This window comes from Shewanella denitrificans OS217 (assembly GCF_000013765.1).
GTDB classification, from domain to species: Bacteria; Pseudomonadota; Gammaproteobacteria; order Enterobacterales; family Shewanellaceae; genus Shewanella; species Shewanella denitrificans.
On the sequence record NC_007954.1, the window covers coordinates 724,496 to 742,179 of the forward strand.

At 45.0% G+C, this 17,684-nt stretch carries 10 protein-coding genes; 5 read left to right on the forward strand and 5 right to left on the reverse strand.

The window, feature by feature from the left end; genetic code table 11:
* Positions 1 to 31: 31 nt before the first annotated feature.
* From SDEN_RS03290 to SDEN_RS03310, 5 genes are all read right to left on the reverse strand, one after another.
* Positions 32 to 1,135 carry a DNA glycosylase AlkZ-like family protein gene (locus tag SDEN_RS03290; protein WP_011495084.1) on the reverse strand — a complete coding sequence of 368 codons (1,104 nt, stop codon included), beginning with the start codon at positions 1,133 to 1,135 and terminating at the stop codon, positions 32 to 34.
* A gap of 86 nt (positions 1,136 to 1,221) precedes the next feature.
* Positions 1,222 to 1,923, reverse strand: coding sequence for a flavodoxin family protein (locus SDEN_RS03295; RefSeq protein ID WP_011495085.1), 702 nt, complete (start codon positions 1,921 to 1,923; stop codon positions 1,222 to 1,224).
* A 168-nt stretch (positions 1,924 to 2,091) separates the two neighbouring features.
* Positions 2,092 to 3,447 (reverse strand): serine hydroxymethyltransferase, encoded by a 1,356-nt coding sequence (gene glyA / locus SDEN_RS03300; RefSeq protein ID WP_011495086.1) that lies wholly within the window; start codon positions 3,445 to 3,447, stop codon positions 2,092 to 2,094.
* A 12-nt stretch (positions 3,448 to 3,459) separates the two neighbouring features.
* Entirely contained in the window at positions 3,460 to 4,440 is a 981-nt protein-coding gene (locus SDEN_RS03305; protein ID WP_011495087.1) for an alpha/beta fold hydrolase, read from the reverse strand.
* Between the two features lie 22 nt (positions 4,441 to 4,462).
* Positions 4,463 to 5,572, reverse strand: coding sequence for a hypothetical protein (locus SDEN_RS03310; protein ID WP_011495088.1), 1,110 nt, complete (start codon positions 5,570 to 5,572; stop codon positions 4,463 to 4,465).
* Between the two features lie 1,048 nt (positions 5,573 to 6,620).
* Here SDEN_RS03310 and SDEN_RS03315 point away from each other — a divergent pair.
* From SDEN_RS03315 to SDEN_RS03335, 5 genes are all read left to right on the forward strand, one after another.
* Positions 6,621 to 7,346 (forward strand): 4'-phosphopantetheinyl transferase family protein, encoded by a 726-nt coding sequence (locus SDEN_RS03315; RefSeq protein ID WP_011495089.1) that lies wholly within the window; start codon positions 6,621 to 6,623, stop codon positions 7,344 to 7,346.
* Between the two features lie 154 nt (positions 7,347 to 7,500).
* Entirely contained in the window at positions 7,501 to 8,370 is an 870-nt protein-coding gene (gene yghU / locus SDEN_RS03320; protein WP_011495090.1) for a glutathione-dependent disulfide-bond oxidoreductase, read from the forward strand.
* Positions 8,371 to 10,158: 1,788 nt separating this feature from the next.
* Entirely contained in the window at positions 10,159 to 12,999 is a 2,841-nt protein-coding gene (locus SDEN_RS03325) for a hypothetical protein (RefSeq protein WP_011495091.1), read from the forward strand.
* 92 nt (positions 13,000 to 13,091) lie between these two features.
* Complete coding sequence (locus SDEN_RS03330) at positions 13,092 to 15,842, forward strand: TonB-dependent receptor domain-containing protein (RefSeq protein ID WP_011495092.1); 2,751 nt, start codon at positions 13,092 to 13,094, stop codon at positions 15,840 to 15,842.
* Positions 15,843 to 16,467: 625 nt separating this feature from the next.
* Positions 16,468 to 17,646 carry a porin gene (locus SDEN_RS03335; RefSeq protein ID WP_041405651.1) on the forward strand — a complete coding sequence of 393 codons (1,179 nt, stop codon included), beginning with the start codon at positions 16,468 to 16,470 and terminating at the stop codon, positions 17,644 to 17,646.
* Positions 17,647 to 17,684 lie beyond the last annotated feature (38 nt).

Consider the following 17,684-nt stretch of genomic DNA (forward strand, 5'->3'; position numbering starts at 1 on the left):
TTCCTTATATTTATAGGCTGCGGATATCCCTTTATCGGTTGTAATTCACTCCGATTTTTTCTGCCCAAACTGAGGTCGCTGCTTCAATTACTTTTCTTTGATTCTCTGAACAATGTGTGTGCTCCAATGAAATACTACGCTTAGAGCCACTCAAGCTAGACTTCCATGTAGCAACGGCTTGACCGCCTAGCATCACGACTGGACGCCCGTTTCCTGCGGAATCGAAACCCCCAATCAGATCTAATCCTAAACACTGCCTTTGCTGTGAACCTGGTGAATATCCCATCAAGAGTGGATCCCAGGCTGGCAAAAACCTCACCTCTGTAGAAGGGGCTTTGCTAGGGTGAGAGATATGCAGCTCCAAGCGTTCCTGACGAGTGGGGCTTATCCACATCCCTGGCAAAAATTCCTTGGCTCCAGAGCCTGCGATTAGCGCTCGAGCTGTCTTTTTTGATACCGCTAACCACCATGCAAGATCATCAATTGATACTGGCCCATAGTGTTCTATATAGCGGTCAGCAATAGCTTGCTGGCATTTCTCAAGATCCATGTTTAACTCTAGCGCTGATAAAAATTCATCTGCGGCAGCGACATATAACCAGCGGTTGGACCATAGATTCGATGATGGCACTCTGATAAGCGCTCCGTCATAGGTGGCCACAGTGGTCAAGATGCTGGCCTGAGAGCCTATTAATCCTAATGCCGCCCCAATATCTTTTAATTGAACTGGGCCTTTTGATGTTATCTCGATAAGCTCAGGTAACATTTTTTGGTAATCCGCTAACGTCAGCCCTACTTCTTGCAATCGCCACTCATGTTTAATAAGCGCTAAACGTGTGGCAGCAAAAACCGTGGCAGCTAAAGATTGGGGCAACAGAAACTTTGATCGCCGCATTCCAGGGACTCGCACGACACTGGGAGCGGTTTCCATGGCAATTGCCGTGGTCAGTTCGCTACTTTGATTGCGAGCTAAAAATGCTAGCCAGCTGGTAGGGCGGTTGGAGTACAGACCCACATACGCCTCAGCCATATCCACTACAGTCGCTTCTGAAAAACGTTCAAAGTGCTCCGATACAATCCACTGTGCGAGGCTCTCATTAGTTAATCCAACCCTTTGTGCTTTACTACTAGACATCTTGTTATGTAGGCCTCATTTCTAGGTGTTACTGTGAATGCACCCTATTGCTAGCCGTTGCTAAACAAATCAATAGGGTAAATTTATTACCTGGTTTCATTTCGATACATGTCAGCCTTTGGCGGAACCCAGAACTCGCCATTTTTATTCTCACGGTGGCGCTCACCAGGTACCACAATTTCCAGTGCTTTATGCCCCGTAAGCGTTTCGTACTCACGAATAAGGCGAGTCATAGACACCATACGGTCAAGCATACGGCGCACCATTTCCATCCCCTCTTCATCGCCCAGTACTTCACCTTTTTTGTCGCCCACTAACATCGCAGGAAAACCATATCCAGTTACAATCATTCGATTCAGTAATGCACATTGCAGCATCTGGTTGTAAACCTCGACATGTCCCATACGTCGTCCAGTGACGAGTACCCCTGCGACTTTATTAGTCAGTGTTCTGTTATGACGTAGGAAACCTGTGCCCACCCGTTCTAAGAATGTTGACATCAAGGGTGTTGAGCCAAATCCATGCACCGGACTGGCATAAATCACACCATCGCTTGCTTCCATCAGACTCACTGCGTGGGCAGCATCATCATTTTGTTCACAGGGTGAGTTACGAAAATTACAATCACCACACATACAAGGTTGAATATTGGCTTGTGCCAATGAAAACACTTCTAAAGTGACACCTTGTTCCTTGAGATAATGTGTGGCCCATTCAAGTACTCGAGCGTTATTACCATCGATCCGTGGTGAACCGTTAATTGCGACATACTTAATTTGCTCTTGCATGTGATGACTCCTTTAATTTAGCGATACGGCATCCCTGCTATGCAGGGACTTTAAGCATCGGCTCCTTGTACCCGATAGCCATGGTGTGGCAGTTATCAGTTAGGCTGCCCAAAGCAAGCGGTTTTTCATCACCCAAATCGTCTTGGGTGATGTTTTATGGGCTGAGTATTATGGCTGGGTATAATCTTCCAGTGGGAAGGCGACACACAAAGCCTTGGCCTGTGCCCGGAACTGTTGCTCCATTGTGGGGTCGAGTGTGTATTCTCGATCGCCCAGAGGTTTTACCTCGTCTAGAATCTTACAAATCAAATCGACAACTCTGAGGCAGCCCTCAGGATCAAGGTTCCTTTGTGCCAAAGAGCCTGTACCAATGCGTAAGCCACTGGTAACGAATGCCGATCGTGTCTCACCAGGGACGCGATTTTTGTTCACTATAATTCCGCATTTCTCCAAGGCTGACTCGGCTATAGCACCGGTAAGATCGCCACGTAAACGGATCAAAACAGTGTGGTTCTCAGACTTTCTTCCCACCACTTCGTAATCTTTTTGCTGAAAAGCCATTGCCACTGTGTCTGCCGCAGTTCTTATCCGTTCCATATAGGCATCAAACTCTGGTGACATTGCATAGCCAAATGCAGCGGCTTTGGCGGCGATGATATTCACGGCGGGAGCGCCTTGCATCCAAGGGAATACAGATTGTTCAAGAGAGGCGGCGAAGGTTTTATTTCGCCCTGGAACCATTTCGTTCGCATCGCGGCCTGACATGATCAAGCCGCCACGAGGTCCCGCGAGCTGTTTGTGGGTACAAGTAGTCGTAACATGTGCTGCATTGATCGGACTCGGATGACGCCCTGTTGCGACAAGTCCTGCAATATGTGAAATGTCAGCCAGTAGAATGGCCCCGACCTCATCGGCAATCTCACGGAATCTTTCGAAATCGACGATCCGTGAATAAGCGGTAGCTCCGCAAATAATCAGTCGGGGTTTATGAAGCCTAGCTAACTTAAGCACCTCATCATAATCTATCAGTCCTTGGGACGTAGTTCCGTAACCTATAGCTTGATAATAACTTCCGGAGAAAGTGACTGGGCTTCCATGTGTAAGGTGTCCGCCGTGATCTAAACTCATCCCTAGCAAAGTGTCTCCAGGTTCAAGAAAGGCTGAAAGTACTTGGTAATTGGCACTTGATGCCGAGTGGGACTGTACCCCAGCGTATTGTGCATCAAATAATTGCCGTGCTCTTGAAATTGCCAGCGATTCAACTAAATCGACATTTTCACATCCTGCGTGGTAGCGTCGACCCGGTGTGCCTTCGGCTGTGACATTCACCAAGACAGAAGCAGATGCTGCTAATGTTCGAGTTTTGACTGCACAGCAAGAAGCGACCAGTGACAAGGTATTATGTTGTCGTTTTACGTCAGCGTCTAAAATTCCCATAAGTTCTGGGTCATGAGTGGCGAGTTCTTGCAAGCCTTTTGCTAACAAATCAGCTTGCCCGTAAATCAAAGAGTTTTCGGATGTCATAATAGGTTCCTTCTATTTATGTTTGAGTTGAAACGACAAGACCTTGCTAGCCACTTCTTGTGCATGAGTGCGTATGAAGTAATGTTCGCCACCAGTAACATTGGCTGACTTAACAAGGTCGATAATCTTGCGCCATTTATTGACGATCTCCTCGACCTTTACCGTTGCAGGATCTTTGTCGCCTAGCAGCAGCATTGCAGGGATCCCTCTGGCCGGTTGGCGTGCTAACGTCCGATAGGCCTCTGTAGCAATAAAGTGATCTCGTCGCCCTTTAGTTAGCATTGCGTCAGTCTCTTTGTCTGTCAGCCCATTGAAGGCACCCAAAGATCTTAAATATTGGCCCCAATCAGCATCCGAGGTCATCGCTGCATCATGTATTGCCGCATCAGGGTCATCCACAGGATTTGAAGCTGCAACGACTAATGAAACTGCACTTGTTGTAAATGTGATAGCTGAAGCGAGGCAAGCCGCAGTGGCTGCCCCTGCACAATGTCCATAAACAATAATTTGTTCAGCATCAATCGCTTCAATCTCGTTGACGAGAGTGTTAATTAATCCAGAGAAGTCTGAAGGAGAGTGTATTTCGGCATCCCCGAAGTCGACACCGAAGACTCGTACATCTGGATGGTCGTTAAATAGGTCTCGATATGCTGTAGGGTCACCACCGCCATATGGAACACAGATCACCACAATCGGTCCGTTTGTTTTCGTCTGATCAAATAGCGGCACAAGGCGTGTAATAGCAAGGCTCTCTTCAGTAAGTCTAAATCTGGCTAGGGTTTCTGCAGTTGGGTGCTCAAATAGCGCCACAATCGGCAAGTTGCCATCCAACCTAGACATCACTCTAATGGCATCAAAAGAATCACCTCCAAGGTTAAAAAAGTTATCTGTTGCAGCGACTTGACCTATATCAAGCACTTCACTAAAAATTGCGCTGATGCGTTCCGATTCAGCCACTACATCTTGTTCAACGTCATATGTCATGTCAGTCATTTGATCCCTTTACCCTCTATCCTTAGAAAACATCAGTAAGTTCATTGAGTACTTCAATCACTGCAGCTTTACTGCTGAATGGTCCTTCAATTTCGAACTGAATTTCAAATTCACCAGTACGTCTAATATCTAAACCGACTGGAAATGCCGTATCAATCACTTGTGTTCCTGAAATTCGCCTAGGTGCTGCACCATTAATGAAAATTTCTGATCTGCGGCAGCATTCAAGCGCTGCACGGGCATCTGGGCTATATCGTGCACTTGCCTCAAGGGCAATATCTGGTTCACATAAACTCTTTGTTGACGGCTTAAGCGGCTTAGTTATAAGGCCTGTCATCATACCTATGGCATGTGTTTCATCTGCTAAACGCCAATTTTTGGAGGAGCACAAGGTATTGCCCTGTAAAATGACACCAGCCTCAGATAATCGAGTGAGCACAGTGTCAATAGGGCGTATTTCATGAGCGGGTCTCTGGGTGTTTAATCTACGCTGCACGCTAATTCGTTTTGCTTGTGCATTCCACGCCAGTCGTCCATCTTGTGATAATATAAGTGGTGCCATATGGGGTGTACTGACCTTAACCAAAGCACTGGCTTCTTTTGCTTTCGTTTGCTGGCGCTTCACATAACGGCAATAGGCTTGCCTGCCATGATCCATGTCATTTAACACTAAATCTTTTGCTTTTTTGTTGGATAACTTGAGGTAATTTCTAATAATTTCAAGCGTATGCTCATCTGCGAGGGCATGGTGAACTGATAAGTAATAGCGTTGTGCATTAGCCGTTGTCACCTTGGCAGCTGCGAATAGGGCTGAGCCAGATCTCACTGCAAGCTGCGTATGCCGCAAAGTTTCGTGTTCATTTGAATCAATCGTGTTAATGACTTTAAAATATTGGCCAATTTGTTCACCCCACCCGGCAACAATCATCTCATGCAGAAGTTGCTCAAACACGCTTACTTCAAGCTCTAGTTCAATAACGGTGGAGATCTCAGCTGCGATACCCGTATGAAATTCATGAGCAACTACTGCTTTAGCCTCGGCACTTAATAGGGCATCAGCTAAGATTCGCATCACTTTTTCATTTTTTATGGTGGGTCGACCATCAATAGGTGTTAGTGAACTTGTTAGCATTACGAGTTATCCTTAACTTTATATACTTAATTTTAAACTTAAAATAGAAAACTTTGTTTAGCTAAAAGTAATGTTTATTTTTAATTAAATAAAAACTATTAAATGTTTAAGGTGAAAGTTAATTTTCTATTGTCACAAACTAATACTTATTGTTGACGGTGTTGATGGTTTTAAATCTAACAGTTGAAATCAATCAGCCAAAGTTAACATGCTAATTTACATTGTCAAATATGTTTTTGTTAAGTTTTTATTTATATATTGTTAATATGAATGTCAGTCGTTATTGTTATTTTTATATGTTATTTCTATGTTCTAGTTATATTTTTAAGGTTTAAATACTACTTTTGATTTAATTTTTCCGATAAGATTGTTACCGTTTCATTCTCCGTTGCTACTTTAGATGTATGTTGGTATAGCTGTGTTTCGGTGTGATAATAACTTAATTAATACTTTTGATTTAGTGTTCTTTATTATATTGATAGGTTTGAGTTTCACATAACAAATGTATTTCATTTTATGTCGCACTACTTAAAGGTGATACCATATTCAGTAGAGTCGTGATTGGACAAGGACTTTGACTAGGTAATTATAAAATAAAGGGATTAATTTATTATTTTAATTGTGAGTTTTATAGGTGATTCACGCATAAATATGGCTGATTATACAAACAAGTTAGCTTTTAAAAGTTCATTTTCTCGTCTAACTCTCTAAATCATTCACATATGGACAATATGATAGCTTGTCATTGCATCTAATATTACACTGTAATGGATTATTCATCTTAAGCATAAAATCAGTCGACAGGGTATTGAGCCTTCTAACATTATTGGCTAAAGCGAATACTCCTCCTTCTATAGAGGCTTTTAGTCGCAGTGACATAATTGCGGTACTATTAGCTGAAAATAGTGAGGAATAGCTGAAAAAGTGACCATGATAGCAAGAGTAGTAAGGTCGCCATTATCAGAATCGATCGAGTTTTAAGCTAAAAAATCCTGAATTTGTCGGTATATAATCTTCAGAAATAAAGTCTAAGGAAATTCATTTTAGTATGTTGAATTACGCTACTGTCCCCTACATTAAACATGTTTCTGAAAAGAAAATTCTAGGTTTTCCAGGTGTTTGTTATCAATGTCGCTTTGATACGGGCGGATATTCAGATTCGAATGTTATGCAGCTTCTTGGGGAAGATCTTCATGGCTCTCTTTCCTTAGCAGTTACTAAACGTAAATCAGAGTTTGTGGCTGGAAGATACATGGCACGTCAGGCGTTAATCGCTTTAGGATCGACAAGCTTTACAGTGGGAATAGGCACAAATAGGGCGCCGTTATGGCCTGATGCTTTTGTTGGCTCAATCAGTCACTCTAAGGAATATGCCATTTGTGCAGTGGCTAATGTAGCGAATATAACAAGGCTCGGTATCGATGTTGAGAACTTTCTTGACGAAAAATCCGCTAGAGATATCGTGGGAAGTGTACTTATCAGATCTGAATACACACTCGTGGGGACATATTCCAATCCGAATCCTGTCATAGTGACCCTTATTTTTTCCGCAAAAGAGAGCCTTTTCAAGGCATTGTATCCAGAAATCGGACGTTATTTTGATTTTGATGTAGTACAGACAAAAATAATTAATTTCAAGACGGGAATATTTTCACTAGAGCTGGTAAAGGAACTTAACCCATCTTTGCCTGTCGGTACTCGTTTTGAAGGGATATTTGAACTGGGTGCTGACACCGTTTTTACTATGATCACTGGCTCTATTGTGGTGAGTTAATTGATAGCCATCTTGAGAGGCAGGCGTTTAGTGCAGTATATTCAAATTTAATAAATAGGCCTACGAAAGTAAAGTAGCCTCACAGCTTAAGTCAATGGAGCTTGGGGTTTAATGTTAGCCAAAAAATGATAGATACACTACATCAGGAGATCTTATGTCAAAGCAATATACACCGGAAAAAGTGTGGACCTTCGATGCCCAAAGCGGTGGCACATGGGCTAAAACTAATCGTCCTGTTTCTGGGGCCACCCATGAAAAAACATTGCCAGTCGGCAAGCATCCTCTGCAGCTGTATTCTATGGGTACGCCCAACGGCCAGAAAATTACCATTATGCTGGAAGAGTTGTTAGCCAGCGGTGAAAAGCGCGCCGAGTATGATGCTTTTATGATTAATATCAGTGAGTCACATCAGTTCTCTTCAGGTTTTGTCGATATCAACCCTAATTCTAAAATCCCAGCGCTGGTGGATAATAGCCAGTCGACAGCGATTTCAGTGTTTGAATCTGGCGCGATTTTGCTCTATTTGGCCGATAAATTTGAGCGCTTTATTCCCAAATCACAAGCGGCAACATTGGCTAAGCGCACCCTGGTACTCAACTGGTTGTTCTGGCTGCAAGGCTCAGCCCCTTATTTAGGTGGCGGTTTCGGTCATTTTTATTCTTACGCCCCAGAAAAGTTCGAGTACCCCATAAACCGTTTCACCATGGAGACTAAACGTCAGCTGGATGTCTTGGATAAGCAACTTGCTAAGCATGAGTTTATCGCTGGCGATGAATACAGCATTGCCGATATCGCGATTTGGCCTTGGTATGGCAATCTGGTCTTAGGCAACTTATACAGCGCCGCCGAGTTTTTAGATGTCGCCAGTTATCAGCACGTTTCGCGCTGGGCTAAAGCCATAGCAAAGCGTCCAGCCGTTGAGCGGGGCCGCATAGTCAACTGCACCTGGGGCGAGCCCTGGGAAATGCTAGAGCATCGTCACAGCAGTGCCGATATTGATGCCGTGCTTAAACTCAAACCTTAAGCCTCAAACACAAGCGCCTAAAGCGCCCAAGCCTAAGCGCGTTAATCAGTTTAATGTGCTGATATTCATAAAAGCCTCAACCCATGTTGAGGCTTTTTGTTTTGAGCTAGCTCCTTGAACCATTTTTGGACATAAATGAGCTAGAAAAATTACACTGAACCCTGGAAAGCCAGTTGCTGACATTCCTGCGTACAGGCTTGACGTGACCCATTTCTTTCATAAAAAGTCTCGTCGACATGCAGCAAGTCCATCCGTGGATGCTCGAACATCCCGTCTGATGTGAAGGGACTCACAAATGCCGCGATGGCATGGATGCCAGAGAGCGGCCATGGGTCGGACGGTCGGCTCGCAAATCACCATGGTTCACCTTTTTAGCATTGGCGTATCTGTTAGCCTTAAAAGATTACTAACCTGATTTTCGCGATCGATAAGCATCCACCGCGATCAGATTTAACACGTTTTTGGACAAAAGTGAGCTAGAAATTCACACTGAACTTGTCTGAAAAAGCCACTTGCTGAAGGCTTGAAACCTGTCACTGAAATTTCTGCATACAGGCTCGCCATGGCATTTACTCAACGACACGCCGTAAACTCGTCCATGAGGGCTCGAACATCCCGTCCATGGGATGGACGGTCGTCTCGCAAACACTCATGGTTCACCTTCTTAGCATTTGTGTTTAAAATCTAGGCCCATACTTATGTAAACCCTAACAGTACATTCACAGGGTACATAAACTCCCCTCGAAGTTGCCGATTGATTCACCTAAAAATACCGTGCAACCATCAGGGATGATGGTTAAGGCCCGTTGGGCACCGGGATGTGCTGTCGAGCCGTTAGGTATTTTTAGGTGAATATGAGGTTCAACAACTTCGTCGGGGCGGCATGGAGGGAGCTCCAAGGGGGAGGGATTGCTGTTGATCTTTCCCCCTTGTTCGGGTGTGGGTTGAAGACCCACGACGTTAATTCAAATGAAGTTTGGACATCTTACAAACAAGCTTTGGGGCATAAACGTGTCAGAATTTAATAATTATATACATGCAGAAATATGCTGATTTTTTATCTAAATGGTAACACTGAAGCTAATGAGAGGGTGTTGGACTAAATAGCTCGAGTCTATCTCTTGAATGAGGCAGCAGGGATGCTGCGCCCGAGCCCACAGGGAGGTGTTGACGGCGTCACTCGGGACGTTAGTCCAATGACCGAGGTCACCTTGCAACTTATCACAAGATTCTAAACAAACTTTGGTGCAGAAACTTGTCAGAACTTAATCAGTACCCTGTATTTGCGAAATTTTAGCGGCATTATTTTAAATCAGTAGGTTAGGGTATCAATTCAATTGGTAAGAATTCAATTGAGAATTCAATTGGCCACCCACAGCTAAATTTTTGCGCCCGCTTTTAAGTCAGCAGGTTACACCAATATTGAAGTGGTGAGCCTGTTGCTCATGATACAAAGCCACTTAATCAAAATATTGAGTTATTTAAGTAAAAAATCATTCTTTTTACTGTTTGACTCTCCTCGCTGTAGCGCCTATCCGCGCTCGAATCTGCTTGAATTTTAAACGTTAATGTCATCTTGATGAAATGTTAGCTTCACATTAGTGCCGTCTGTTTGTCATTTTTACTGGGTAGTTTTATGCACCAGCTAACCCACTATTGTGATTAGGTTCGCTAACTTTGGTTTGTGTTTTTGGTGGGTGTTATCGCTGCGTTATATGGCGGTTTACACACTATTCGCTGCTATCAAGTTGGGACTAATTGCCAAATATATCCGTCTCGGAGATGACAATGGAACTGAAAAATCTGTTTAAACTAGGTGCAATTTCTACGGCTTTAATTCTTGCTGGTTGTGGCGGTGACATTAATATTAGTACGGCTGCAGACCCTGCTGCGCCAACAATACCGGTAACCCCACCACCTGTGACTCAAACCCCGCAACAGATAGCTTACAGTGGTTTTGCCACTAAAAGTACCAGCGTAACTAGCGTTGATGGTAAAGAAGTGTGGCTGCTTAAAGGTACGTTAGCTAGCACTGCCGCTAAAGCTTCATCACAATCCTCGTCTTCTCAAAGCACGGGCGGTCAAACAGGCAACAAAATCGTGCTGGGCAATGACGTGGTATGGCAGCTTGATGGCGCTGTGATAGTGGGCGGTGATAATACTAACCCAATGGAGTTGACCCTAGAAGCGGGCACTAAAGTGCTGGGCGGCAGTGACTCCTACCTTGTTATCAGCCGTGGCTCAAAAATTTATGCCCAGGGCACTAAAGCCGCGCCTATTGTGTTTACCTCTTTGGAAACGGCATTAGGTGAGGCAGGCAAAGCCGGCCAATGGGGCGGCTTAGTGTTACTGGGTAATGCACCGGTAAACTCTTGTCCAGATTTAAATAACTGCGCCGCAGCCTTTGAAGTGGGCAACCATAACTATGGCGGCAACGACACCCAAGACAGCTCAGGCACACTGCAATATGTGCGGGTTGAGTTTGGCGGCTTTAAGATTAACGATACCCAAGAAATGAACGGCATCAGCTTTGCCGGGGTAGGTAGCGGTACTGTGGTTGACCATGTGCAAGTGCACATGAATAACGATGACGGCCTAGAGTTCTGGGGCGGTAATGTATCGGTATCTCACGTGGTATTAACTGAAAACTTCGATGACTCTCTAGACTGGACCAACGGCTGGCAGGGCAGTGCCCAGCACGTGTATATCCGCCAAGGGGACAATAGTTCAAACCGGGGTATTGAAGCCGACAGTAACAGTGATGCCGCGGCATCGCCTATGTCTAAGCCTGCGCTGGCAAACATTACTGTGCAAGTGGGTAATGGCACTAACTCAAATGGTGATGATGCCGAAGGAATATTGTTTCGCAAAGGCACCGGGGTTACCGCTTACAACTTGCTCGTTAAAGGTGATGTGAATTCAGGCGAGTGTTTAGAAGTTAACGACGACAACACAGTTAACAATGCTAATACCGCTGAGCTTACCATGGAGCACAGCTTAATCGATTGTGTTGAGCCCTTTAAAAATGCCAAGGCCGATGCAGCTGAAGGCCGCACCTTGGCGCTGGATGTCAAAGCTTGGTATCAAGGGCAAACTGGCAACTTGGTTGGCGCCTCAGATCTCACAGGCTACATGCCAAATTCATCTTCTATTGCACTCTCTGCCGGTAAAGCGAATTTAAGTAACTTAGATGACAGATTAACCAATGCAAATTATATCGGCGCCTTTGATGGCAGCACCGACTGGACTAAAGACTGGACCACAGCAATTCACAGTGACACAACGCCAGTCCCTACTGCATTGCCAACCTTAACTTCATGCCCTGTGGGCACCAGCGCAGAAAGCGTGGTGGCGGGCACCCTTAAGGACAGCAAAATCAACTTAGTGTGCCGCCTAGAGGGCAATGTGCTCAGCAATACCACGCTGCTTGCGGGCCAGAATGTGATGTACAAGATTGATGGCGGGGCCGTGATTGTTGGCGGTGATAAAAAAGACTCGGCCACCTTAGCCATTCAAGCGGGCGCGCAGTTATTTGCAACACCTAATAGCTACATTGCTGTTAGCCGTGGCTCAAAAATCATGGCCAAAGGCAGTGCGGCGCACCCGATTGTGATGACCTCACAGCAAGACGTGCTAATGGGCGCAGAGGGCGAGCGCGGTCAATGGGGCGGCTTAGTGGTACTAGGTAAAGGCCTGACTAATACTTGCCCGGATAAAAATGCCTGTGATGCCTCATTCGAGGTGGGCGACTTCCCATATGGTGGCAACGACAACAGCGACAACAGTGGCCAGATAAGCTATGTGGTGATCAAATACGCTGGCTTTAAAGTCAACGACACCCAAGAAATGAACGGCATCTCTTTTGCGGCAGTGGGCAGCGGCACTCAAGTTGACCATATCCAAGTCCATGCCAATGGCGATGATGGGGTCGAGTTCTGGGGCGGCGCGGTTAACCTTAAATACGTGTATTTAACCCATAACTTCGATGACTCATTGGATTGGACCAACGGCTGGACTGGTAAGGCGCAATTTGTCTATATCACCCATGAAGATGGTCAAGCTAACCGCGGCATCGAAGGCGATAGCCATAAAGGTGCTAGCGATACCCCAATCTCGGCGCCTAAGTTGGCAAACTTCACTATCTTGCCTGGAGTTGATGTTGAAAATGCCAGTGGCGATAAAGGCGAAGGCATATTGCTAAGGGTTGCCACCGCAGGTGAGCTTTATAACGTCTTGGTTCAGGGCCGTAAAGGCAGCACTAGCACCACAGAGTCTGGTGAGTGTTTAGAGTTAGATGGCAGCTACGCGGGCCTTATTGATAACGTTAATAACAAGACCTTAACCATGTCTCACTCGGTTATCGATTGTAACGAGCCGTTTAAATACAGCTCAGATAATGCCGCTACCGCCAATGCCGTGAATGTTGAAACTTGGTTCCTAGGTCAAACAGGCAACAGCACAAGTGCTGTAACCCTGACAGATGGTATGCCAGCAGCCACAGATACTGTGTTGCTGGGTAAAGGTAAGGACTTAAGCGCTCAAGATAGCTTCTTCGAATCAACAAACTACATAGGGGCGTTTGATGGCAAGAAAGATTGGCGCCAAGGTTGGGTCCACATTCCGCAATAACCTGTAGAGCATAGCGGGAGCTAAACAAGTCTCCCGTTTAATAGCCGCCCTAGGGCGGCTAGCATTTGAATCGCATCTAGGATAGTAACCCTATGAAAACCAAGCCGAGTTTTACCGTCAATAAGCTAAGTCTTGCCATTGCCTCATTGATTTCAGTGGCCAGCGTATTTCCAGCCTTACCCGTATACTCGCAAGACGCTGTGAAAATAGAACACAGCGAAATCAATGCTCAATCAACAGAAACCGCTCAATCAACTCAATCTACTGAATCAAGCCCGTCAGCTCAGGGTGAATCCTTCCCCATTGAGCCCATTGAAGTGATTTCAGTGGTGGGGCGACTGCGTACCTCGGCATCGGCGGCGACTGAAGAGCGCCGTGAGCAAGTTAACGTCACGGATATCATGGGCGCAGAGCAAATTGCCAGAACCGGTGATGGTGACGCCGCCGCAGCCCTTAGGCGGGTAACGGGTTTAACCCTAAAAGATGGCAAGTTTATTTATGTTCGCGGCCTAGGGGAGCGCTATTCCAGCACCTCACTCAATGGCGCAACTGTGCCATCGCCCGATCCCACCCGTAACGTGGTGCCTTTGGACATGTTCCCGGCCTCAATTATTGAGTCTTTATCGGTGCAAAAGTCGGCTTCAGCCAATGCGCCAGCGGCCTTTGGCGGCGGGCATGTGGATATACGCACTAAATCGATTCCGGCAGACTTCTTCTTTAAAGCTTCGGTAGGCGGGCGTTACAACACTAACGACACAGATGATGCTCTAGGTTATAGCTTAGATAACAGCGGCTTAGGTAAAGATGATGGCAAGCGCGCCATGCCTGATGCCATTGCCAATACCACTAATCAGTATGGCGGCATAAGCCCCATTGATATTGTTACCGGCTCTCAGGGCGGGATTAATTATCCTGCGGCGCAGCAGCTTAACCGTGAACTTGCCCTTGGCATGCACAGGGATATGACAGTGCAGGCTCAGGATAGCTCACCTGGCTTTAAAGGGGATATTGCCATCGGCGATCGCTGGGATCTCAGTGATGAGATGATTCTTGGCGTTATCTCGGCGTTTTCTTATAAAAAGCAGCAAGACAACTACCGTAAAAAAGAGCTTGAGCTTGATGGTGATGCCAGCAATATTAATATCGAAAACCAAAAAGACATCATGGGCACAGACTCAATCGTGCAAGTTTCGGGCATGGTGAATTTAGGTTTAGAAATCGGCTATAACCACAAAATTGAAACCTTCACTACTTATCTGCACGATACTTCAGACGATGTGTCCATGGGCATAGAAGAGACCATAGATACCTTAGGTGAACCCAATGCCTTGCAAATATTCGGCATAGGTTATGAAGAACGTAGTCTTATTAGCAATCAGATAAAAGGCCATCATTTTATTGAATATTTAAATGATGCCGAATTTAATTGGAAGTTTTCCGATGCGCGCTCAGAGCGTTATGCGCCCAATGAAATGTCATATACCTATAACGTGATTTTAGATGATGCTAACAAGGTGTTATCGCGCAATTTGAACACTCAAGATGCGCCTAAATATGTCTATAGCCGCTTAGAAGATGACAGCCAAAACTATGGCTGGGATGTAAGCTACCCCATCAACTTTGATGGCGCCCTGGTTAAAATCACCACAGGTTATGAATACTTTGAGCGTAGCCGTGAAAGCTATGCCACCCGTTTAGGCTTTGACGTGGATTTAAGCCCAAGTGATGTTAATGGCGGCATATTATCTCAAGATTTTAATCAGATTTTCTCAAATGCCAATATCAGCAGTGATGTCTTAGGTTTAGAGCTTAAAGACGCCTCAACCGATACCGAAGATTATATTGCCGCCGAGATGAATGACGCGGCGTTTATCAGCCTAGATATCGACTTTGAAGATGTGTGGCGGGTGTACGCTGGGGTGCGTTATGAAGACTTTAGGCGGGTCACTTTACCGATAGATCCAGAGGGCAAAATATCCGATGAGGGCGGCCGTTATCAGCTTGATGATTACGCCATCGCTGAAGACGCTTGGTTCCCTTCAATATCAGTAACCTGGAAGCAAACCGATACTACTCAGTGGCGCCTTGGCGCGAGCAAAACCTTAGTGCGACCAGATTTACGCGAAGTGTCACCGGTGCGCTTTCAGGACCCAGTTACAGGCTTTGATTTTTTCGGCAATCCAGAGCTTAAAAGCTCAGACATTTATAACCTAGATTTACGCTGGGAATACTATTCAGATTCGGGCAACAACTTAAGTGTTGGTGCTTTTTATAAGGATGTGGATGCGCCCATTGAGCCTATTCAGCGGATCTCAGAAGCCGGACGTCAGCTTAAATTTTATAATGCTGAATCTGGCTACATTTACGGTATCGAAACTGAGTTTTTACAGCAGTTAGGCTTTTTGGGCGATGAGGGCAGCCTGTGGGAGGATTTCTTTATCGCAGGCAACTTAACCTTAGGGGATTCGGCCATAGATATCGCCAGCAATGGTGAAATCGACCCAACACATCATTCACGAGTCATGACTGGGCACTCAAAATGGGTGGCCAATATGCAGCTAAGTTATGACTCCTCAGATGACTACCACAGTGCCACCTTGGTTTATAACATTTTTGGTGAGCGCATTGCTTATGGTGGTCGCGGCGGGCTTGATGATGTGTTTGAACAACCTTTTAACAGCCTAGATTTCACCTACAGCTTTTTCCCAACCGATAGCATAAGCATCAAGCTGAAGGCGAAGAATATGCTCGATGAAACCACGGAATACAAGCAGCAAGGCCAGCTGGTCTACGCCAAAGAACCGGGCACAGAATACAGCCTGCAGTTTAGCTATGAGTACTAATTTATCTGCATCACTGAAATTATAAAAAAGCACTAGGGACTAACTTTAAAGCGGGTTTTAAAGCAGGGTTAAACACAGGAGTGAAGGGAGTTATGAATTACTTTTTATTGATTTTATTGCTTTGTTTACAATGTATTACATTGAAATTGCTGTTTATGGTATTCATGCCACACCAGCATGAAATGAACCATTAGCGCTGCGATAGGCTAGTGTGCAGGGACCGAGTACCAGGTTTTAGCAATCGTTCCTCATCATTTCAATTGCTGAAATAGTACAAGATGAGTTTAACTTTTTAAGCAGTAAAGCTAGGCCCATCAGGCCACTTCCTTGGAACGGGAAGTGGCCTTTTTTATGACTGAATATTTGAAAACCTTGCTTCATTGTTGAGTTGAGCTGTATTGAGGAGAGCTACCCATTAACGAATGTTTCAATGTAAACTAAAATTGTTTTTTTATTGTCAGGAATCTTAAATCTTTATCTTATTGTTAGTGTTGAAGTATTTTTATTTCTTTGATGTTAATCAAGCATTCTAAATACGAATAGTTTGCATTATTCAAATCAATTGGTAGAATCCCCGCAAATTTACAATAATTTACGCGTTTTACTACTAATCGGGATGAAAATGATGAAGAAAACATTACTTGCTACCGCACTTTTAGGCATGTTTGTAAGCCAAACTGCAGCGGCGTCTGAAGAGACTCAAGAATTACGTAAAATCATTGAGCAACAACAGAAAGTATTAAAAGATTTAGAAAAGCGTCTCGAGCAGACAGAACAACGTGTAGAAAAAACTGCCGACGTGGTTGAATCAACTGCCTCTAGTAAATCAGCAACCACTATTGGTGGTTATGGTGAGCTGCACTACAACAATATCTCTGACAATCTAAAAAACACCGATAAGAAAGAGTTCGATTTCCACCGTTTCGTATTGTTTGTTGGCCACGAGTTCAACAGCACAACCCGTTTCTTCTCTGAATTAGAAGTTGAGCACTCCATTGCTGGCGAAGGTAAAAAAGGCGAAGTTGAATTAGAACAAGCCTATATCGAGCATGACTTTAACGACATGCTAACCGGTAAAGCGGGTCTATTCCTAATGCCAGTGGGTATCATCAACGAAACTCACGAACCAACGACGTTTTACGGTGTTGAGCGTAACCCAGTTGAGAAAGACATCATCCCAGCGACTTGGTGGGAAGGGGGTCTTAACTTAAATATTAAAGCGGCACCTGGTGTTGCCTTTGATACTGCTGTGACTTCAGGTTTGTATATTCCTCAGGGTAAAGAATACAAAATCCGTGATGGTCGCCAAAAAGTCTCTGAAGCTAAAGGCGAAGACTTAGCCTACACCGGCCGTGTTAAGTACACTGCGGTGCCAGGTCTTGAGCTTGCAGCGACTGTGCAATACCAGTCAGACTTAACCCAAGGTGAAGCAGGTGTTGATACAGCATCAGCGACTTTAGTGTCAGCTCACGCTATCTATAACATTGAAAACTTCACTGTTAAAGCGCTTTATGCCCAGTGGAACATAGATGGTAAAGAAGCTGAAGCCTTAGGCCGTGATAAGCAAAACGGTTTCTACATCGAGCCGTCTTACCGCATCAATGACCAGTTTGGGGTATTCGCTCGTTACAACGAGTGGGACAACAACGCTGGCGACAATGCTGCTGATACCAAGAAAAAGCAAACCAACGTAGGTGTGAACTACTGGTTACATGAAAATGTGGTATTTAAAGCTGATTATGAAAACATCGGCGGCGCTGCAGATTCTGACGGCTTTAACTTAGGTGTTGGTTACCAATTCTAAGACATAGTATCGCGAGTATTAAGTCTTTGGACTTAAGC